Here is a 19,976-nt window from a genome sequence, read left to right as displayed (position 1 = left end):
AATGCCAAACTTCACGATACAAATCTTGAACCTGCTGGCTGCCACGCTGCTGTTACTGACTTTTGCCATGCTTAGTCAACGCAGAATCCTTTCATTGATTTACCTGTTCACCTTGCATGGCGCCACGCTGGTTGCCTCCGCTTTAGTGGTGGCGTATGTCACGAATGACCCTCATCTGTATTTTTCTGCCGGCCTGACCTTTGCGCTTAAAGTGCTGTTGATTCCCTGGATACTCCACAAGTTAATTCTGCGCTTGAATGTCAAGTGGGATGTGGAACCGTTGATCAATGTTCCCGCCACCATGTTGGTCGGGATTGTGCTGGTGATCATCGCCTTCAATCTCGCTCTTCCGGTAGCAAAGCTATCTTCCTCGATCGCCCGCGGCACCCTGGGCATTGCGCTGGCTTGCATCCTTCTTGCATTCATGATGATGATCACGCGCTCCAGAGCGGTGCCGCAGGTAATCGGATTTCTCGCCATGGAGAATGGATTGTTTTTTGCGGCGACTGCCGCCACCAACGGCATGCCGATGATCGTCGAACTCGGAATAGCGCTTGACGTTCTGGTCGGTATTTTGATACTTGGCATATTCATGTTCCAGATCCGCGAGCAGTTCGACAACCTCGATATCCACAATCTGGAAAAGCTGAAAGAAGACTGACATGGATCCATTATTGCTGGTTCTCATCACGCCGTTACTAGGCGGCGTCGTGCTGGGCCTGGTTGGGCAACATGAAGCAGCGCCTGAAGTCAATGTCGGGTTCAGCTTGGTTACCTTCATTGCAGCCGCAGTATTGACTGCAAAGATCATCGCCGGCGGTCCCATCTTCGCTTTCGGAAAATTATTCTTCGTCGATCCCCTGAATGTTTTTCTGGTCACTTTGACCGCTTTTGTCGGCTTGACTACCGCATTATTTTCCCGTCCCTACATGCGCATCGAGCGCGATCGCGGCAAGATGACGCCTAGCCGCATGCGTCTGTATCACAGCATGTATCAGCTATTCATGTTCACCATGTTGCTGGCACTGTTGACCAACAATATGGGCATCTTGTGGGTGGCAATGGAAGGCGCAACGCTGGCTACCGTTCTGCTGGTTAGCGTATATCGCACCCTCACCAGCCTGGAGGCGGCCTGGAAATATTTCATCTTGTGCGGCGTCGGTATTGCACTGGCACTGTTTGGAACGATACTTTTGTATCTTGCCGCTGATCGTCAGCTTGGCGGCGACAGTGATGCGCTGTTGTGGACCAATCTTAATGGCATCAAGACACAACTTGAGCCAGCCATCATGTCGCTCGCATTTGTGTTCCTGCTGGTCGGCTACGGCACCAAGATGGGCCTGGTGCCGCTGCATAACTGGTTGCCCGACGCCCATGCCGAAGGGCCAACGCCAATCTCTGCAGTGCTGTCGGGCCTTTTGCTCAATGTCGCGCTGTATGCGGTGCTGCGTTTCAAAGTTCTCGCAGACGGCGCGTTACAGAATGGCATCCCGGGCAAGTTGCTAGTCGGCTTCGGTTTGATCTCGGTGGTAGTGGCGACCTTTTCCTTGTCGCGGCAAAAAGATGTCAAGCGCATGTTTTCCTACTCGTCAATCGAACATGTGGGGCTGATGACTTTTGCATTCGGCATCGGTGGGCCAATCGCAACGTATGCCGGCTTGCTGCACATGACGGTGCACTCGCTAGTGAAATCCGCGATTTTTTTCACTGTCGGTCATGCCTGTCAGAAGGCGGGCACCCAGGTCATCGCAGACATCCGCGGCTTGGTAAAAGTCAGTCCGACAGTGGGCTGGGGCATGCTGATAGGATCGCTGGCGATTCTCGGCTTGCCGCCGTTTGGCGTGTTCGCCAGTGAGTTTTTGATTGTTACAACCGCCATGCGTGATTTGCCGTGGGCGACACCGATACTGCTGTTGTCGCTGGGCGTAGCGTTCGCCTCGATTTTTAGTCGCGTGCAGGCTATGGTATTCGGCGAAACCACCGCGAAGCCGCTCGCGCACTCGCCGGCATTGTTACCGGTATTCATGCATCTTGGGCTGGCGCTGATGCTCGGCTTGTATATCCCGCCCTACCTGAATACGTGGTTCCGGCAAGCGGCCAATATCATCGTGGGGAATGTATGAAAACTGATGACTTGGTTGAAAGATATGCGGTTCCTTTGAGATCGTTGCCGGGAAGCGCGCCGGCATGGATTGCCGAGATCGGGAGGCAGGACTGGGTGCGCATTGCACAAATAATCCAGACTGAAAGAGGGCGTCTGATCTCTCTTTGGGGTACCCACAAAACGCCAGAGACCGATCAATTCATTATCTCGGCAGCGTATTGTGTGGCAGAGGGATTGCTTTGGTTTCGGCTAGTGGTGAGCGAACAGGAAGGATATCCGGACCTGTCCGGAGTGTTCCCCGCTGCAGTGCGCATGCAACGGTCAATTTTCGATCTTTTAGGCATTAGTGCGAACAGAGCGGAAGATGTGCGTCCCTGGCTCAATCACGGCAGGTGGCCTAAAGACTACTTCCCGCTACGCCAACAATATTCAGGACTAGAAAAATTTGACAGCGAGCTGGAAAACTATCCGTTTGTATCGGTAGCGGGAGACGGCGTACACGAAATTGCCGTAGGCCCAATTCATGCCGGCATTATCGAGCCTGGACACTACCGTTTCTCGGTAGTGGGCGAGAAAGTTTTGCGTCTGGAACAAAGGTTTGGCTATACCCACAAAGGGACCGATAAGCTTTTTACCAGGCTCCATATCGCTGACGGATACAAGCTTGCGGGCCGCGTTTCTGGCGATTCGACGGTCGCCTTTGCCTGGGCCTATTGCATGGCCGCTGAGGCCGCAACCGCATGCCAAATACCGTCGCGCGCGCAATGGTTACGCGCATTGCTGCTGGAACGTGAGCGTATCGCCAATCACTTGGGCGACTTGGGCGGGATCGGAAATGATGCTGGTTTTGCGGTGGGACTAGCGCAGTTCATGTTGCTGAAAGAGGATTGGGTGCGGCTGAATGATCAACTGTTTGGCCACCGTTTCATGATGGATTGTATTGTCCCCGGTGGCACGGCAGTCGATATTGACGCCTCTGGCATAGACTTGATGACGACGCAGTGCGCGCACATTGAGGCGGAGGTCAAAACGCTTCGCAGCATCTATGAAGGACATGCTGGCTTGCAGGACCGGTTCATTACCGCCGGCCGTGTGTTGCCGAAACTGGCATCAGAACTCGGCTTGTGCGGATTGGCCGGACGGGCCAGCGCGCAGGCATGGGATGTGCGGACCGATCAGCCCATTAGTCCCTATGAGCAACTCAATGTTCACATGGCGACGCACAACAATGGTGATGTCGCGGCGCGGGTATTTGTACGGTTCGAAGAAATTTTCGAATCCATTCGTCTGTTGCGGGAAATCGCGCGTCAATTACCGCCAGGACCGACCACAGTCTCCTTGCCCAAACCCAGTACCGATGGTTTAGGCGTAGGCTGGGTAGAAGGCTGGCGCGGCGCGGTATTTGTGGCGATAGAAAATGATGCGCAAGGAAATATTCTCCGTTGTCACTGCCACGATCCTTCCTGGCAGAACTGGCCAATTCTGCAACATGCAATCATGGGCAATATTGTTCCGGATTTTCCGCTGATCAACAAATCCTTCAACCTCAGCTATTCGGGACATGACCTCTGATGTGGCAACTATTTAAACAAATCGTTCATGTTGGCATTCCGACCGAAACGGCACCCGAGCCGCATGATGTCTGGCGCACAGAACATGGAAAAATTCAAACGGAAATCCTGCATACTCTTGGGCGCGCCTTATGTATTCGCGTAGTGGATGCCGGCTCATGCAATGCCTGCGAACTGGAGATACAGGCGTTGGGCAACCCCTACTACAATATGGAGGGACTGGGCATCAAGTTCGTTGCCAGTCCGCGCCATGCCGATATGCTGCTGGTCACCGGCCCGGTGACAAAAAACATGGAAGCCGCTTTGCAGTATGCCTACGACGCTATACCGCATCCGAAACTTGTCGTGGCAATTGGAGAATGCGCCTGCACTGGCGGAATTTTCGGCGAAAGTTATGCAAGTTGCGGGCGCGTCTCCAATGTGATTCCGGTCGATGTGAGCGTGCCCGGATGCCCGCCAAAACCAATCGACATTCTCAGGGGTATATTGACAGCGGTATCTGCACGCGTTTAAAACGAATCGTGCAAGCAGATCGTTGCACAAAGTACTTTTTCCTTTGGTTAAAATCGCTTTGAGACAAGGTAGAATAATGTCTTGAACTTACCAGACAATCAAAAACATAATGAAACTCACCAAACAATTCCAGCGCTACGAATCCGAAATAACCCTGTTTCTCAAGAATTTGAAGGAACAAAATCCAAACATCGAAAAAAGCCAACGCGAAGGTCGCGCCCTGCTGTGGGACAAAGAACCACTTGATCTGAATACGCAAGAACGCATCAAGGATTCGCAGGTGAAGCAACAGGCTTACGTGTACCAAAATAAACTTTAAGAGTACTAGTTGCAGAAAGTGCAACTCAAGGCACAACCGACACAGCCGTCGATACAGGAAAACGCCGCAACCGCAGTTGATAAAGCAGTCGTGAGTGCCAGCGATAGTCCGGTTGAAACCCCTGCGCTGGCCAAATTGTATGGCGAGCCGCTGTTGCGCATGCCCACCGACCTGTACATCCCACCGGATGCGCTGGAAATCTTTCTGGAAGCATTCGAGGGGCCACTGGATTTGTTGTTATATCTGATTCGCAGGCAAAACTTCAATATCCTCGACATCCCGATGGCGCAGGTAACCCGGCAATACCTGCAATACGTCGAGCAGGTGCGCATCCACAATCTCGAACTGGCAGCCGAATACCTGCTCATGGCGGCCATGCTGATCGAGATCAAATCGCGCATGTTGCTGCCGGCCAGGAAAATCGATAGCAGCGACGAAGCCGCAGATCCGCGCGCCGAACTGGTACGCCGCCTGCTGGAATACGAACAGATGAAGCTGGCTGCACTGCAGATCAATGCACTGCCGCAACTGGGGCGCGATTTCCTGCTGCCACAAGTACAGGTGGATCAAAGCGTGGTGCGCTGGGCCGATATTAGCGTCATAGAACTGGAATCGGCATGGGCCGACCTGCTACGTCGGGCTACGTTGGTCCAGCACCACCAGATCAGCCGCGAAGAACTCTCGGTGCGCGAGCACATGTCGGGCATCCTGCGTGCCTTGCAAGGCTGCAAATTTGTCGAGTTTTCGGATCTATTCGATAGCACGCGCGGAATACCGGTATTAGTGGTGAATTTTGTCGCATTGCTCGAACTGGCAAAAGAAACCCTGATAGAAATTACCCAGGCTGAACCGTTTGCCCCGATTTACGTACGGCTGGCTTACGCGCCGACCTGATTATCAAAATGCATTCGTCCTTGCCGAGATGCCGGCGCACACTTGACACAAGCCTGAAAGAGTCCCATGAAAATAGTCACCTCGATTGAAGAATTGCGCGATCAGTTACGCGGCCAGTTGCGTAGCGCATTCGTCCCCACGATGGGCAACCTGCACGAGGGGCATTTGTCGCTAATGCGTCTGGCGCGCCGGCACGGCGACCCTGTGGTGGCATCGATTTTCGTCAACCGCCTGCAATTCGGTCCCAACGAAGATTTTGACAAGTACCCGCGCACCTTCCAGGCCGATGTCGAAAAACTGGAAAAAGAAGGCGTCTACGTATTGTTCGCACCAACCGAAAAAGACCTCTACCCGGAACCGCAGGAATACCGGGTGCAGCCGCCAAACGATCTGGGCAATATCCTGGAAGGCGAGTTTCGCCCTGGTTTCTTCACCGGTGTCACCACGGTGGTGTTGAAACTGTTCTCGTGCGTGCAACCCAAGGTGGCGGTATTCGGCAAGAAGGATTACCAGCAATTGATGATTGTACGCAACATGTCCAGGCAGTTCGCGCTACCGACTGAGATCATCGCAGCCGAAACCTATCGGGCAGACGACGGCCTGGCGCTATCGTCGCGCAATCGTTATTTATCAAGCGACGAGCGGGCCGAAGCGCCGCACCTGTTCCAGACCCTGAACGCGGTGGCGCAAGAAGTCCGGACCGGCCATCTCGACATGTTCGAACTGGAGCGGCACGCGATGGCGCAACTGGAAAAGCGCGGGTGGAAGCCGGATTACGTTGCCGTGCGCAAGCGCATCGACCTCCAACCGCCCTCCGCTGGCGATCTGGCAGAAGGCGTGCCGTTAGTAGCGTTGTGCGCCGCCAAAATAGGCGTCACACGCTTGATCGACAACCTCGAAATCTGAGGAAACTCTCAATTCAATTTTTGTCCCAGCATCAACTACTCGATGTTGTAACGCATTATTTTCAGGTAAGTGGACGCAGCGTCCTGCGGGCTGGACAAAGCGTTCGCGTAGAGCGTGGCACCCATGGTGACGCCTGCTCCTGCTCCGCTGCTGAGTTGTTGCACGCGAGTGCACTAAAAACATGCACATTACCAACGTCTCAACGGCGCAGCGCGACTTCAGTTCGCGTGCACTGCGTCAACCAGTTAATTGATTTTTAACGTTAGCCTGCTATTGCGCTGGATGCACCAAAACCTGACGATTATGGACCGGGCTCAGTGAAGTTTGATTTTTTTCAATTTCATTACATGGGCTATGGAGCCTGAATTGCGCATGAAAACCACAAAACACACCAGACCAGATCAGTAGTACCTTGAATTGTTGCCCCATTGGCTGGAATTATTAGAACGCATGTTCTCAAATTGTTTCATCCGATGTTCCAGATCATAGATATCGGACGCATCAGCCAAATAAGCTTCTTTCCGCTCCATATCCTTGCGCTCAATCCTTTGGCCCAAGCGTTTGAAAAATCCCATCGGTTTGCGTTCTGCGCCGACGTTAGCCGCAACAGGAACCAGTCGCGCATATATGAACTGCAGAATGTTGAATCTGGGTGAACTACTTGCTGGGTGCGTATGGATGGACATAATTTACTCCTTCTGTGTAATCTAAAATGCTGCAATGCAGTATAAGTATAGGCACAGAAAGATATAAATCAAATTATGTTTAACTATACGTTTTATTCATAAAAAGAATATCTTAAGGTAGATGATTTACCGTAACAAAATTAACTTCGAAGCAAAATTCTTGTAAAAACCAGAAAAAAACAAGAAAAAATTGCTTCAAAGTAGAGAAACCAGCAACTGCGGAATAACAGCATTCACATAATTTAAAATACCCAATAAATAATTTATGTATAGGCTGAGACTTGCCGTATAAGAATTATTCCGCAACGCAACATAATCCGCCCTACTTGCCTTTGGTCCCGATCAATCCATCAGATCGGCATACAGCGCCGTACTCAGATAGCGTTCGCCAAAGGATGGAATGATGGTAACGATCATTTTTCCGGCATTCTCCGGACGGCGCGCAACTTCCAGCGCAGCCCAGAGCGCAGCGCCGGATGAAATGCCAACCAGCAAACCTTCTTCGCGCGCGGCACGGCGGGCGAATGTGAACGCGTCGTCATTCTTGACCCGTATGACTTCATCGTAAATCTGCGTGTTCAGGATATCCGGCACAAAACCGGCGCCGATCCCTTGAATCAAGTGCGGGCCTTTGGTGCCGCAGGACAACATCGGCGAACCATCCGGCTCCACTGCAATCACCTGGAAGCCGGGCTTGCGTGCTTTCAATACTTCACCCACGCCGGTAATGGTGCCACCGGTGCCGACCCCGGCCACCAGAATATCGGCCTGGCCGTCGGTATCGTTCCAGATTTCCTCAGCCGTAGTGCGGCGATGCACTTCTGGATTGGCCGCATTCTTGAATTGTTGCGGCAAGAAGTAGCGCGCATCTGACGCCACCAACTCCTCGGCCTTCCTGATGGCGCCCGGCATGCCTTCGCTGCCCGGCGTAAGCACCAATTCCGCACCGTAAGCACGCAGCAGCATGCGCCGCTCGCGGCTCATGGTGTCGGGCATGATCAACATGCAGCGATAGCCGCGCGCCGCGCACACCATGGCCAGCGCGATGCCGGTGTTGCCGCTGGTCGGCTCAACAATGATGGTGTCGGGTTTGATCAGGCCGGCCTGCTCTGCGGCCTCGATCATAGACACGCCGATGCGGTCCTTGACACTGTGCGCCGGACTGTAAAATTCCAGTTTGGCAAGCACGGTGGCAACCGCGCCCTGCGCCATGCGGTTGATACGGACCAAAGGCGTATTGCCAACCAGTGCGGTGACATCGTTTGCGATTTTCATGGATAAGCTCTCTAGCCCATTATGGGCATGTAATTAGCGATTTTTAGCGTGCGATTTATGCCGTGAGATGCCCGTTTCGTAATTCTGGAAAAACCTTACAAATCGGTATCTTCCGGATTTTTAGTAACGTTTTAACAATTAACATACTTGCCCAAAGCAAACAATAAAATACTCTATTTACCGCGCCAATCCATGCGGATTGACAAAATACCAGCACAAGATTTTTAGAGCGCGGTTGTTGCAAGCTGGGCTTGCGGCATACAATACGCACGTTTTGGTGCCCGCAGACATCCCCATGTCTGCAGTTAAACGGGAAACACGGCGTAGATGACACCCTCGTCCGCCAACGTGTGCTGCCCCCGCAACGGTAAAACAAGCGTCACTATGAATTTCAGTGACAAACCGCCTCTCAGGACCACTGTGCAACTCGCACGGGAAGGTGAGACGGTTTGGCTTGTCAGCCCGGATACCGGCCAGAATAGGTGGAAGCGCGCGAACCCGCACTTTCGTTGATTCCGGCTTGCGGGGACGCAGGCCGGGGGATTTTTATTTGAAACGACATCATGATTTTCTCCACCCTCCCCAGCCGCACGCCGGCCTGGAAGCCGCTTGCGCTGGCGTCTGCCTTATCTGCCTGCTGCATCGCTCCGGCATCAGCCCAAACCAATAACGATAAAACGCTGGCGCCGGTTATGGTGACGGCTTCACGTTTTGCGAACGATCCTGCATTCAGTCCGATCGGTGCGACAGTTATCACAGCCGACCAAATTCGTGAGGCCGGTGCCGATAATGTCAATGAAGCGATCCGCAAAATAGGCGGCGTGTATGGCCGCCAGAATCTTTTTGGGACGCAGGATTTTTCTCTCGATATGCGTGGCTTCGGCACCACCAGCGATAACAATCTGGTGGTTATGGTTGACGGTGTCCGACTTTCGGAAAGCGAGTTTGGCGGAGCGGTTTTTTCTTCCATTCCTATTGAAACCGTTGAACGCATCGAAATCGTGCGCGGCGGGAGCAGCGTGCTGTATGGAGATGGTGCAACTGGCGGCGTGATCCATATCATCACCAAGCGTCCACAATTGAATGCGACGCATGGTTCCGTGACGGCCGAAATCGGCCAGTTCAACCACAAAGCTGTACGTGCCTCCGTCGCGAAAGGCTGGGATGGATTCTCTCTGGATGCCAACGTCAGCAAGCTGGAGTCCGACAACTACCGCGACAACAATGCGGTGAACCAGGAAAATTTCAGCGGTGGTGCGCAATGGGCGTCAAACGAGGGACGAGTCGGCTTGCGGGTGGATATCGCGCGTCAGGATTCCCGTTTGGCGGGCGGGCTTACTTTGGAGCAATTTGAAAAAAATCCGCGCCAAACCCTTAAGCCGGATGATTTTGCTTCCATCGACACCAACCGCTACACGGCTTTCATCGAGCGCAAATTTGGCGCTTGGGAAGCCGCGGCCGAGTTGTCGCACCGTGAAAGAACCACTAATTTTGGAAGCGGTGGTACACCAAACTTTATTCTCAAGGGAAAGCAGACCCAGTTTTCGCCGCGCATACGTAATGTCACGGCACAAGGCAGCATGACCAACGAACTGGTCGCTGGATTCGATTTCCTAGACTGGAGTCGCGACACAGACTTTGAACATGCCACCCAGAAATCAAAAGCGGTTTACGCGCGTGACGAGATCCGTGTGGGTCCAGCCCGCGTGGCTCTAGGCGCACGCCACGAAATCTTCGACAAGGATTCTGTCGATCCGGCAGGCGGAACCAACTACACCAAATCGCACTCCCTCAATGCTTGGGAACTGCAGGGCAGCTATGACGTCACTTCTATGGTCAACCTTTTCGCCAAGACCGGCAGGAGTTTCCGCGTAGCCAATGTCGATGAAAACGGCTTCACGCCAGTCTTCAATACGCCGCTCGAAGCACAAATCTCGCGCGATCTGGAGCTCGGCGGCAGCATCGGCGACGCCGGTAAAAAAGTTACGGTCAGACTGTTCCAGCATCGTTTGAAAAACGAAATTTTCTTCGATCCGACGGTAGGCTTGTTTGGCGCCAACACCAATCTCGACCCAACCCGTCGCCAAGGAGTGGAAATTGAAGCCAGCACGCGCCTGGCAACCGCTTTCATGCTATCGGCCAACTTGCAACATGTTTCCGCCAAATTTACTGATGGCCCCAATACCGGTCGCGAACTGGTATTGGTGCCGAAAAACACTGCTTCGGTCCGTTTGAGTTGGCTTCCGGGCAATGGCCAGACCGCCAATATCGGCGTGCAGTGGGTGGATGCGCAGCGTTATGGCGGCGATTTCGACAATAGCTGTCCGTCGCATATACCATCTTTTGTGACTCTGGATGGACGATATGCCAAACGCTTCGGCGCATGGGAGTTGGCGATCGCCGGCACCAACCTGACCAACAGGGATTACTTCAGCCAAGCATTCAGTTGCCGTGGCGGGATTTACCCTGATGCCGGCCGCCAGTTGAAGCTTTCTGCGCGCTACGATTTCTGATCGTTTTGATGTTTGTGTTTACCGCTGGAAATACTTGCATTACAGGCCTCATGAACGATGCTGCTTTGACTGAATAGCGCGTTTTAAAGGCTTGTAAGTATCTCCTTCGGCACCTATAATAATTTTCATTGTTTCAGGTATTTTGCAAACAGTCGTTTGCAAAATGAAATGGGAAGTCGGTAAGTTTTCTGATTTAGAGAGCAAATCCGACGCTGCCCCCGCAACGGTAATCGAGTAAAAAGATTTGCAGTAAGCCACTGTGCAATGCATGGGAAGGCGCAAATCTAGGAAAACCCGACTAGGGAATTCCACTCGTAAGCCCGGAGACCAGCCTGAAGCTATCGTAGAGTTTGTATCGCGGAGGGCGATGCAGATGGCTGGCCTTTTGCGCCCTCCGTCTGTCACTTCCTTCTCAACATACAAGCTTGTTCATGCGCTTATGGCGCTGATTCGCTATGCAGATGTCATCCATCTCTGTGCTGATCGCTGCCATGGCTTGGGTGTTTCCCTCAAGAAGGAGTATCAGATGTCTTCAATACCTGGTTTGCTCGATAACGTCGACTCGCAGCCCCGCTCAACTGTCTGGAAAGACAAAGTAATGCCTGTTTTACTTTCCTGCAGCCTTGGACTGGTGCTGCTATATGGCGCGGCTTTCGCCGAGACTTCAGTTTTGCATAATGCCGCGCATGACGCCCGTCATTCCGCAGCTTTTCCTTGTCATTGATTCGCATGTCACTGATGAATATGCCAATACCAATGCCAGGCATCCTCAATATGGCGGCATTCAAGCGCATCGTTACCGCTGCTGCATTGGCAGGAATGCTGGCGGGCTTGACATTGACTGTTGTTCAGAAAATCCAGGTCAGCCCGATCATATCGAAGGCCGAAGTGTATGAAGAAGCTGCGGCTGCGGCCGCAGTATCCGATGCTGCTGTTGCGCCTTCACATGCCGAAAATGCGCATACCCATACGCCTGAGCAAGCGCACGAACACGAACATGCGCCGGATGCGTGGCAGCCTGCCGATGGTATGGAGCGGACGGCGTTTACGGTGCTGGCCAATACCATTCTGGCCGTTGGTTTCGGGCTGCTGCTGGGCGCTGGCCTGTGCTTGCGCAGTGATGCCGGCGGCTGGCGTTCCGGCTTGTTGTGGGGACTGGCTGGCTACGCGGTTTTTTTCGTTGCTCCTTCCTTGGGCTTGCCGCCGGAGGTGCCCGGCACCGAAGCAGCGCCGCTGGCGGATCGGCAGCTATGGTGGCTCGGCACTGCGGTGGTGACGGCCGGCGGATTATCGCTGCTGATTTTTACGCGCAACTGGAAACTCAAACTGTTCGGCGCATTGTTGCTGGCTGTTCCGCATCTGATTGGTGCGCCACAGCCGGAAGTTCACGCAAGCGCAGCGCCCGCCGAACTGGCGCAGGATTTCATCCAGGCCACAACGATTGCGAATGCGGTGTTTTGGCTGGCGCTGGGTGGCTTGATGGGCTTGTTTTACAAGAAGCTCGCAACTATTCAGCACGCAAGAAGTAATCCCTGAAAATCCGTTCATCCCCATCTTCACGGGGATGACGGACTTATATACCAAGAATAGTATATTTTATTACCGCAATAAATATATGCGGTAAACACAATAAAAATAACGATACTCCTTACTTTTATGAAAATAACGCAACTATTCAGCCGGCAAGGCAATTAAGAACGAAATGGTGCGATTTTGTAGGAGCGCACCTGGGCGCGATCAACGGCTGCAGTCTGGCGACTGCTTTCGCGCCCGGGTGCGCTCCTACAAAAAACTGCTTTAGTAATACCAGTCAGCTAACTGCTTCCGTGGTGCAAACCCGGACAACTTTGTAGAAAATTTGATGAGAACTCACACCAGACACGTATTCATGTGCGTCGGGCCGCGCTGTACCGAAGATGGCGTGCAGGCGCAAGCCATGTTCGAATTGATGGGGGAGAAGATTGACGCCCGCCCGGAGCTGCGCATCAAGCGCACCCGAACCCATTGCATGGTTGCCTGCCAGAATCAGGGACCGATACTCGTCGTGTATCCGGAAGGCGTCTGGTACCAATGTGCCGACGAGGCAGCGCTGGAACGCATCGTTGTCGAACATCTGGAAGGTGGGCGCGAAGTCAGCGATCTGATTTTTCATCGCCTGGCTGAAGGCGATACCTGCTCATTGGAAAACCAACATGTCTGAAGCAATGCTGCCGCGTTCCCAAATCGCATTGCTGACGCATGCACCGAACGATCTGACCGTCCTGCAAAGTGCGCTGGCGCAACTGCCACAAGAATTTCCTGCTGTCGCCGGAGTCAACCTGCAAGCATTGGAAAGTGAAACCCGGATGGCGGCGTTGCTGACGCATGAACTCGCCGACGCACAAATCATTATCTTGCGGGTACTGGGGCGTCTTGGCAGCGTGCTGGGTTTTGCCGAACTGCTGCGACAAGTCCAGAATCGCGGTCTGCATTTGATCGCAATCAGCGGCACCGGTGAACCCGACTTGGAGCTGGCGGCTGTATCGACTGTTGCATCGGATGTATTGCAGCAGGCGCTGGCGTATTTCCAAGCTGGCGGCAGCGTGAATCTGGCCCAGTTCTTGTGTTATTTATCCGATCATTTTCTACTGAGCGGCTTCGCCTACGAACCTGCGGTTGCTTTGCCCGAGCACGGAATCTACCACCCGGATCTGGCCCAGGGCGCTGGCATCGATGATTGGCTGGCGCAGCGCGAATTAGTGCATGGATCGCAGCGGCCGAACGTCGGAATTATTTTCTACCGTGCGCACTGGATCAGCGGCAACACGCGTTTTGTCGATGCGTTGATCGATGCGCTGGAAAAGCACGGCATGAATGTGCTGCCGGTATTCACCTCGTCGCTACGTGCCGGCAGCGATGGCGGCGCACAGCTGCCGACTGCCTTGGCTTATTTCACGGGTTCAATCGACGGTCAGCCGGCTTCGCATATCGACGTGCTGATCAACACCACCTCGTTTGCGATGGGCGAAATCACGCCGGGCGGGCCCACCCCGGCCGGCTGGTCGGTAAGCGCGCTGGAACAGTTGAATGTGCCAGTGCTGCAAGCCATTACCAGCGGCATGACGCAAGATCAGTGGCAGCAATCGGCGCGTGGCCTGAATCCGCTCGAAGCAGCAATGAACGTAGTGTTGCCGGAGTTCGACGGGCGCATTATCAGCGTGCCGGTATCGTTCAAGGCCAGGGCTGCCGGCCACTCTGTCGGCCACTCCAAAGAGCTGATCGAATACGAACCGGTACCAGATCGCGTGGCGCGTGTAGCCGGGCTGGCGGCGCGCTTCGCACAGTTGAAACGCTTGCCCAATGCGGACAAGCGCGTGGCTTTCATCTTCACCAATTCGAATAGCAAGGCATCGCAAATCGGTAACGCGGTGGGCCTCGACTCGTCTGCCTCGCTGATGCATATCCTGCGTGCAATGCAAGACGCCGGTTACCAAATTGATCAGTTGCCCGAGAGCGGCACCGGGCTGATCCACGCGCTGATTGATCGCTGCGCCTACGACAATACCTATCTCACCAGCGAGCAGTTGACGCACGCGGTTGGCCGCGTGCCATCAGCGCAATACGCAGATTGGTTTGCCGATTTGCCGCACGAAATGCAGGAAAAAATGACTGCGCAATGGGGTGCAGCGCCGGGTGTCGCCTATCTGCATGACGATCATCTTGCGCTGGCGGGGATAGAACTGGGCAATGCCTTCGTGGCACTGCAGCCGCCGCGCGGCTACGGCATGGACCCGGACGCGATCTACCATCAGCCGGATTTGCCGCCGACCCATCATTACTACGCTTTGTATCGCTGGTTGCGCGACGAATGGCGCGCCGACGCCATCGTCCATGTCGGCAAGCATGGCACGCTCGAATGGTTGCCCGGCAAGGGCGTCGGCATGTCCGAGAATTGCTTTCCGGATGCGCTGCTGGCGGATATTCCGCTGTTCTACCCATTCATCATCAACGATCCCGGCGAAGGCGCGCAGGCCAAACGCCGCGCCCACGCGGTCGTCGTCGATCACCTGACGCCGCCGATGACCACCGCCGACACCTATGGCGCGCTGGCCCAGTTGACGCAACTGGTCGATGAGTATTATCAGGTCGAGGTTCTCGATCCGGCCAAGCTGCCGCTGTTGCAGCAACAGATATGGGAATTGGTCAAGCAAACCAATCTGGATGCGGATTTGCAGGCCCGACTGCTGCATCATGACCATGACCATGACCATGATCACGAGCACGAGCACGAGCACGAGCACGATCACGATCACGAGCATGAACATGGGCACGATCACGATCATCCACATGAGGATGACGAAGCACTTCCGGCTGCGCTGACAAATATGGAAGGCGCCGATGTCGCCCATCTGATTGAAGATCTCGACGGCTACCTGTGCGAACTGGGGATGGCGCAAATCCGCGACGGCCTGCATATTCTCGGGCAGTCGCCGCAAGACGAGCAACTGGTGGACATGCTGGTGTCGCTGACGCGTCTGCCGAATCAGGATATTCCCGGCCTGCAGGCGGAAGTGGCGCGGCTGTTCGGCTTGCAAATCGAGATGCTGTTGGATTCCAAGGGGCGTCGATTGAATGTCGTCAGCGCCCTGGGCCGGCTGGCCGAACGGCCTGTGGTCACGCGCGCCGATGCGCTGGAGGCAATCGACGTGCTGTGCCGCAAACTGTTCATCGAATTGCAGGCCCACGATTATCTTGCAACCCGTATCGACGAAGTCCTGGCCAAGACATTTTCCGGACTGGATGCCGATAGCGCCGCAGCCAGTCGGCCGCTGCTGCAACCGGCACTGCGCTCGCGCAGCAGTGTTCTGTCGCAAGTGAGCAAACACCGGTTAAAAGAACCCGCGGCGCGCAGCATGCCGGCCAAAATCGTCCACAAAGTTGCAGTCACGGATGACAGCGTTCGTTACGACGCCTTGCGCCGGGTCCTCGGTTTTGCCTGCCGCGAACTGGTGCCGAACCTGGCGCGCGCTTCGGACGAGATCGATAATTTGTTGGGCGGTTTGTCCGGTGCTTATGTTCCTGCAGGGCCAAGCGGCTCGCCGACGCGCGGCATGGCGCACATCCTGCCGACTGGGCGCAATTTCTATTCAGTCGATCCGCGCAGCGTGCCGTCGCAATCGGCCTGGCGTGTCGGGCAGCAACTGGCGCACGAAGTGCTGACGCGCCATCTGCGTGAAACCGGGGATTATCCGGAAAGCGTCGCCCTCAGCATCTGGGGCACCAGCGCGATGCGCACCCACGGCGACGACGTGGCGCAGATACTGGCACTGCTCGGCGTGCGCCCGGTGTGGCGGCCGGAGAACCGTCAGCTGATCGGTGTCGAAGTGGTGCCGCTGGCAGAGTTGAAACGCCCGCGCATCGACGTGACAACCCGTATCAGCGGCTTTTTCCGCGACGCATTCCCGCAGTTGATCGACCTGATCGATGATGCGGTCAATACCGTGATCAAGCTCGACGAGCCGCCGTCGCAGAATTTCGTGCGCAAGCATTATCTGGCTGAATTGGGCGAGTGGATTGGCAAGGGATTGCCGCAAGAAGAGGCGTCACAACGTGCTGGCTATCGTGTCTTTGGGGCAAAACCCGGCAGCTACGGCGCCGGTATCCTGCCGCTGATTCAGGAAAAAAACTGGCAAACCGATGCCGATTTCGCCGAAGCCTATGTCAACTGGGGCGGCTATGCGTATGCGCGTGGCGCGCAAGGGACAGACCAGCGCGATGCGTTCCGGGTCCGGCTGTCGGGCGTTCAGGTGGCGCTGCACAACCAGGATAATCGCGAGCACGACATTTTCGATAGCGACGATTACCTGCAATTTCACGGCGGCATGATCGCCACCATCCGCGCGCTGACCGGCCAGCAGCCGCGCCGCTATTTCGGCGACAGCCATGATCCGGCGCGGGCTCAGGTCCGTGATCTGAAGGAAGAAACCCTGCGGGTGTTCCGCTCGCGCGTGGTCAATCCGAAGTGGCTGGCGAGCATTCAGCGGCATGGTTACAAGGGCGGGCTGGAACTGACTGCAACAGTCGATTACCTGTTCGGTTACGACGCCACTGCCCAGGTGATGGATGACTGGATGTACGAGCAGGTGGCGAGCAGTTATGCATTCGATCCCGAAATTCAGCGCTTCCTGCAGGAAGCCAATCCGTGGGCGCAGAACGCCATCGCCGAGCGCCTGCTGGAAGCCGCCCATCGCGGCATGTGGGCCGAGCCGAAACCGCAGACACTGGAAGCGCTGCGCGCACTGTATCTGCAAAGCGAAACCTTGCTGGAAGCGCGCGGCGAAACTCCGCGCGGCATATAAACTTAGAAAAAATGACAAACATGCATTTTCCATTTTCCGCCATCGTCGGACAGCCGCAGTTGAAGACGGCGTTGCTGCTGTGCGCGGTCGATACCACTCTGGGCGGGGTGCTGATCCGGGGCGATAAAGGCACCGCCAAAAGCACGGCAGCGCGGGCGCTGACCGATATCCTGCCGCCAATCGAACGCATTGTAGGTTGCGCGTTCAACTGTCTGCCCGGTACGCCGTGCGGGCACTGCGAAATCTGCAGCGACGCGGCTGCCATCGTGCAGCCTGCTGCAGTGCCTTTCATTACGCTGCCGCTGGGCGCGACCGAAGACCGGGTACTCGGCACGCTCGATCTGGAGCGCGCGTTGCAGGGCGCGAAGCGCGCTTTTCAACCCGGCTTGCTGGCGGCAGCGCACCGCGGCATTCTGTATATAGATGAAGTCAACCTGCTGGCAGATCACCTGGTCGATGTACTGCTGGACGTGGCGGCGATGGGCGTCAATTCGGTGCAGCGCGAAGGTCTGTCGGTCACGCATCCGGCGCGTTTCACCCTGATCGGCACCATGAATCTGGAAGAAGGCGATCTGCGCCCGCAACTGCTGGACCGTTTTGGCCTGATGGTCGAAGTGGCCGCGCCGCGCGAGAAGACCTTGCGCGCCGAAGTGGTGCGCCGTCGCATTGCGTTTGAAGCCGATCCGGCCGGCTACGTCAGCGCCTGGGCTCAACAGCAAAATGCATTGCGGGCGCAACTTGCCACCGCGCAGCAGTTATTGTCGAAAGTGATACTGGATGATGCACTGCTCGATCTGATCAGCCATCTGTGCTGCGAATTCGATGTCGCCAGCCTGCGTGCCGATATCGTGATGCACAAGGCATCGCGCGCGCTGGCGGCACTCGACGGGCGCTTGCAGGTAATGCCCGACGATGTGCGCAGTGCGGCGCAACTGGTGCTGCCGCACCGCCGCCGGCGCAAGCCTTTCGAACAGCCGGGACTGGATCAGGATCGACTTGACGAATTGATGCAGCAAGCCAGCCAGCCGCAAGAGTCGGAACAAGAGTCCGAAGCATCATCCGAGGAAGACGGGCCGCAGCAAAGGGATGAAAAAGAGCGCGAACAAAATAATGAACAAGAAACCGGGCAACAGGTATTCGCCGCCGCAGCCAGCGGTACTGTGCGGCGGATTGCAGTGGACGCAATTTCTGCGCGTTCCATCGCCGGCCGGCGCAGCGCGGTAGCGGATGTGCCGCGTGGTCGTATGGTGCGTGCAGTACCGGATCAGAATCCAACCAGCCTTGCGGTCGGGGCCACATTGCGAAGCGCGGCGCTGCGCACTGCCGCACCAGGTAATCCGCTGGAATTCAAAGTAAGCAAGAACGATCTGCACCAGCAGATTCGCGCCGGCAAGAGCGCCAATCTGATCCTGTTCGTGGTGGACGCGTCCGGCTCGATGGCTGCGCAGCGCCGCATGGAAGCGGTCAAGGGCGCGGTACTGGCACTGCTGACCGATGCCTACCAGCGGCGTGACGAAGTGGCAGTCATTTCCTTTCGCGGGGACGCAGCGGCGCTGCTGCTGGCGCCTACCCGCAGCGTCGATCGTGCCGAACAGGGCTTGCGCGAGCTGCCCACCGGCGGCCGCACGCCGTTGCCACACGCACTGCAAATGGCGCTGGAAACCCTGGAGCAGTCCGCTGCCAACGGTGCGCCCCCATTGCTGGTATTGCTCAGTGACGGCAAGGCCAACGTGGCATTGCACGATGGCGGCGATCCCTGGCGTGAAACGCTGGCGCTGGCAGAGATGCTGGCCGCGCGCGCTGTGCCGGCGCTGGTGCTCGATACCGAAACCGGTTATCTGCGCCTGGGGCGGGCCGCGCAACTGGCGCAGGCTTTAGGCGCTGAATGCCTGACATTGGAAGAGCTGTCGGCGGAAAGTCTGGCGCTGACGATCCGTGGCTGCATGAAAACAACATGAGCAACATGAATTAGGACTTACACAAAATACGGCTTTTTAAGTAGAACTGTAGGTCGGAAAAGCGCAGCGCCTTCCGACGTTGCGTCTGATTGTCGGAAGGCGCTGCGCTTTTCCGACCTACGTTTCTGGGATTGCGTAAGTCCTATGAATATGGGAAGCATCAATCCCGTTGACAAATATTAAGGAACCAACATGATTATTTGTATTGGAGCAGGCCCGGGCGACATCGGTTATTTGACGCAGCGCGGCGCAGAATTGATCCGTGATGCCGACGTGGTGGCCGGGTTCGACGCGGTGGTCAATGTCGTGCAAAGCATCATTCCGGCCAGCGCAGAAGTGGTGCTGATGAACTATCGCGACCAGGTCGCGCAACTGGACAAAGTGGCCGCGGCGCATCATGCGGGCAAGCGTTGCGTGGTGGTTTTCATGGGCGACATCCATTTCAGCGGCTTCCAGTATCTGGAACGGGTCGAGCGCGCCTGCGGCCATCCGGTGGAAACCCTGCCCGGCATTTCCTCGGCCCAAATTCTGGCCTCACGCGGCAAGGTCTGCTTTGATGAAACCACCTTCATCACCTTTCATCGGCGCGGCGATTTGACTCCGTTCAAACGTCATCTGGTGCATGTGCTCGAAGATAATCGCAATGCCATCGTGATCCCCTGCCCGTGGGATGCAGCGCGCTCGTTCATGCCACGCCATATCGCAGCTTACCTGCTCGAAAATGGCATTTCGCCCGAACATCCGACTGAAGTCTGGGAGAACCTGACACGCGGCGAAGCGGAATGGCGCGGCACGCTGGCCGAATGCGCGCAGCGCGATGTCTCCGACATGAGCATCATGCTGATCCGCACGCGCAATCCGATGTCCAGCCAGATCGAAGCAGCGGTGCAGAAATGACG

Annotated in this window: 17 protein-coding genes and 2 riboswitches; of the genes, 14 read left to right on the top strand and 3 right to left on the bottom strand. The window is 55.7% G+C overall.

Features of this window, described 5'->3' with window-relative positions; genetic code table 11:
• Position 1: 1 nt before the first annotated feature.
• From FKCLFG_RS06015 to panC, 7 genes are all read left to right on the top strand, one after another.
• Positions 2 to 661: a formate hydrogenlyase gene (locus tag FKCLFG_RS06015; protein WP_472615316.1), complete on the top strand. Its 660-nt coding sequence runs from the start codon at positions 2 to 4 to the stop codon at positions 659 to 661.
• A gap of 1 nt (position 662) precedes the next feature.
• Positions 663 to 2,123: a hydrogenase 4 subunit F gene (locus FKCLFG_RS06010; RefSeq protein ID WP_472615315.1), complete on the top strand. Its 1,461-nt coding sequence runs from the start codon at positions 663 to 665 to the stop codon at positions 2,121 to 2,123.
• Positions 2,120 to 3,676 (top strand): hydrogenase large subunit, encoded by a 1,557-nt coding sequence (locus FKCLFG_RS06005; protein WP_472615314.1) that lies wholly within the window; start codon positions 2,120 to 2,122, stop codon positions 3,674 to 3,676. The genes FKCLFG_RS06010 and FKCLFG_RS06005 overlap by 4 nt, the downstream gene beginning before the upstream one ends.
• The gene (locus tag FKCLFG_RS06000) at positions 3,676 to 4,188 is read left to right on the top strand and encodes an NADH-quinone oxidoreductase subunit B family protein (RefSeq protein WP_472615313.1); all 513 of its coding nucleotides are present in this window, start codon (positions 3,676 to 3,678) and stop codon (positions 4,186 to 4,188) included. The genes FKCLFG_RS06005 and FKCLFG_RS06000 overlap by 1 nt, the downstream gene beginning before the upstream one ends.
• A gap of 109 nt (positions 4,189 to 4,297) precedes the next feature.
• Positions 4,298 to 4,507, top strand: coding sequence for a DUF3460 family protein (locus FKCLFG_RS05995; RefSeq protein WP_472615312.1), 210 nt, complete (start codon positions 4,298 to 4,300; stop codon positions 4,505 to 4,507).
• A 90-nt stretch (positions 4,508 to 4,597) separates the two neighbouring features.
• Entirely contained in the window at positions 4,598 to 5,401 is an 804-nt protein-coding gene (locus FKCLFG_RS05990; protein WP_472615802.1) for a segregation and condensation protein A, read from the top strand.
• A gap of 66 nt (positions 5,402 to 5,467) precedes the next feature.
• Positions 5,468 to 6,307 (top strand): pantoate--beta-alanine ligase, encoded by an 840-nt coding sequence (gene panC / locus FKCLFG_RS05985; RefSeq protein ID WP_472615311.1) that lies wholly within the window; start codon positions 5,468 to 5,470, stop codon positions 6,305 to 6,307.
• Positions 6,308 to 6,342: 35 nt separating this feature from the next.
• Here the strand turns inward: panC and FKCLFG_RS05980 are convergent, their stop codons facing one another.
• From FKCLFG_RS05980 to cysK, 3 genes are all read right to left on the bottom strand, one after another.
• A complete protein-coding gene (locus FKCLFG_RS05980) occupies positions 6,343 to 6,471 on the bottom strand; it encodes a hypothetical protein (RefSeq protein ID WP_472615310.1) in 129 nt (42 codons plus the stop codon).
• A 237-nt stretch (positions 6,472 to 6,708) separates the two neighbouring features.
• Positions 6,709 to 6,993 (bottom strand): DUF3563 family protein, encoded by a 285-nt coding sequence (locus tag FKCLFG_RS05975; protein WP_472615309.1) that lies wholly within the window; start codon positions 6,991 to 6,993, stop codon positions 6,709 to 6,711.
• A gap of 342 nt (positions 6,994 to 7,335) precedes the next feature.
• Positions 7,336 to 8,268, bottom strand: a complete 933-nt coding sequence (cysK, locus tag FKCLFG_RS05970) for a cysteine synthase A (RefSeq protein ID WP_472615308.1) — start codon at positions 8,266 to 8,268, stop codon at positions 7,336 to 7,338.
• 258 nt (positions 8,269 to 8,526) lie between these two features.
• A riboswitch (cobalamin riboswitch) is annotated at positions 8,527 to 8,760 on the top strand.
• Between the two features lie 71 nt (positions 8,761 to 8,831).
• Here cysK and FKCLFG_RS05965 point away from each other — a divergent pair.
• From FKCLFG_RS05965 to FKCLFG_RS05935, 7 genes are all read left to right on the top strand, one after another.
• Complete coding sequence (locus FKCLFG_RS05965; RefSeq protein ID WP_472615307.1) at positions 8,832 to 10,781, top strand: TonB-dependent receptor; 1,950 nt, start codon at positions 8,832 to 8,834, stop codon at positions 10,779 to 10,781.
• Between the two features lie 118 nt (positions 10,782 to 10,899).
• Positions 10,900 to 11,131: riboswitch (cobalamin riboswitch) on the top strand.
• A gap of 23 nt (positions 11,132 to 11,154) precedes the next feature.
• Positions 11,155 to 11,505 (top strand): CbtB domain-containing protein, encoded by a 351-nt coding sequence (locus FKCLFG_RS05960; RefSeq protein WP_472615306.1) that lies wholly within the window; start codon positions 11,155 to 11,157, stop codon positions 11,503 to 11,505.
• Between the two features lie 20 nt (positions 11,506 to 11,525).
• Positions 11,526 to 12,317, top strand: coding sequence for a CbtA family protein (locus tag FKCLFG_RS05955; protein WP_472615305.1), 792 nt, complete (start codon positions 11,526 to 11,528; stop codon positions 12,315 to 12,317).
• 325 nt (positions 12,318 to 12,642) lie between these two features.
• Entirely contained in the window at positions 12,643 to 12,981 is a 339-nt protein-coding gene (locus tag FKCLFG_RS05950; protein ID WP_472615304.1) for a (2Fe-2S) ferredoxin domain-containing protein, read from the top strand.
• Positions 12,974 to 17,119, top strand: a complete 4,146-nt coding sequence (locus FKCLFG_RS05945) for a cobaltochelatase subunit CobN (protein ID WP_472615303.1) — start codon at positions 12,974 to 12,976, stop codon at positions 17,117 to 17,119. Before FKCLFG_RS05950 ends, FKCLFG_RS05945 begins: the two co-directional genes overlap by 8 nt.
• A gap of 11 nt (positions 17,120 to 17,130) precedes the next feature.
• Positions 17,131 to 19,077 carry a putative cobaltochelatase gene (locus FKCLFG_RS05940; RefSeq protein ID WP_472615302.1) on the top strand — a complete coding sequence of 649 codons (1,947 nt, stop codon included), beginning with the start codon at positions 17,131 to 17,133 and terminating at the stop codon, positions 19,075 to 19,077.
• 192 nt (positions 19,078 to 19,269) lie between these two features.
• The gene (locus tag FKCLFG_RS05935) at positions 19,270 to 19,974 is read left to right on the top strand and encodes a cobalt-precorrin-7 (C(5))-methyltransferase (RefSeq protein WP_472615301.1); all 705 of its coding nucleotides are present in this window, start codon (positions 19,270 to 19,272) and stop codon (positions 19,972 to 19,974) included.
• The last annotated feature ends 2 nt before the right edge of the window (positions 19,975 to 19,976 follow it).

It is taken from the genome of Gelidimonas denitrificans (assembly GCF_055694065.1).
The sequence above is the reverse complement of the archived record's forward strand: the minus strand, read 5'-3'. Positions and strand labels throughout refer to the sequence as shown.

Bases quoted from the DNA above. Each gene is read 5' to 3' on its own strand.
- FKCLFG_RS06015 (WP_472615316.1), top strand. From the start codon at position 2: ATGCCAAACTTCACGATACAAATCTTGAACCTGCTGGCTGCCACGCTG.
- FKCLFG_RS06010 (WP_472615315.1), top strand. From the start codon at position 663: ATGGATCCATTATTGCTGGTTCTCATCACGCCGTTACTAGGCGGCGTC.
- FKCLFG_RS06005 (WP_472615314.1), top strand. From the start codon at position 2,120: ATGAAAACTGATGACTTGGTTGAAAGATATGCGGTTCCTTTGAGATCG.
- FKCLFG_RS06000 (WP_472615313.1), top strand. From the start codon at position 3,676: ATGTGGCAACTATTTAAACAAATCGTTCATGTTGGCATTCCGACCGAA.
- FKCLFG_RS05995 (WP_472615312.1), top strand. From the start codon at position 4,298: ATGAAACTCACCAAACAATTCCAGCGCTACGAATCCGAAATAACCCTG.
- panC (WP_472615311.1), top strand. From the start codon at position 5,468: ATGAAAATAGTCACCTCGATTGAAGAATTGCGCGATCAGTTACGCGGC.
- FKCLFG_RS05975 (WP_472615309.1), bottom strand. From the start codon at position 6,993: ATGTCCATCCATACGCACCCAGCAAGTAGTTCACCCAGATTCAACATT.
- cysK (WP_472615308.1), bottom strand. From the start codon at position 8,268: ATGAAAATCGCAAACGATGTCACCGCACTGGTTGGCAATACGCCTTTG.
- FKCLFG_RS05965 (WP_472615307.1), top strand. From the start codon at position 8,832: ATGATTTTCTCCACCCTCCCCAGCCGCACGCCGGCCTGGAAGCCGCTT.
- FKCLFG_RS05960 (WP_472615306.1), top strand. From the start codon at position 11,155: ATGGCTGGCCTTTTGCGCCCTCCGTCTGTCACTTCCTTCTCAACATAC.
- FKCLFG_RS05955 (WP_472615305.1), top strand. From the start codon at position 11,526: ATGCCAATACCAATGCCAGGCATCCTCAATATGGCGGCATTCAAGCGC.
- FKCLFG_RS05950 (WP_472615304.1), top strand. From the start codon at position 12,643: ATGAGAACTCACACCAGACACGTATTCATGTGCGTCGGGCCGCGCTGT.
- FKCLFG_RS05945 (WP_472615303.1), top strand. From the start codon at position 12,974: ATGTCTGAAGCAATGCTGCCGCGTTCCCAAATCGCATTGCTGACGCAT.
- FKCLFG_RS05940 (WP_472615302.1), top strand. From the start codon at position 17,131: ATGACAAACATGCATTTTCCATTTTCCGCCATCGTCGGACAGCCGCAG.
- FKCLFG_RS05935 (WP_472615301.1), top strand. From the start codon at position 19,270: ATGATTATTTGTATTGGAGCAGGCCCGGGCGACATCGGTTATTTGACG.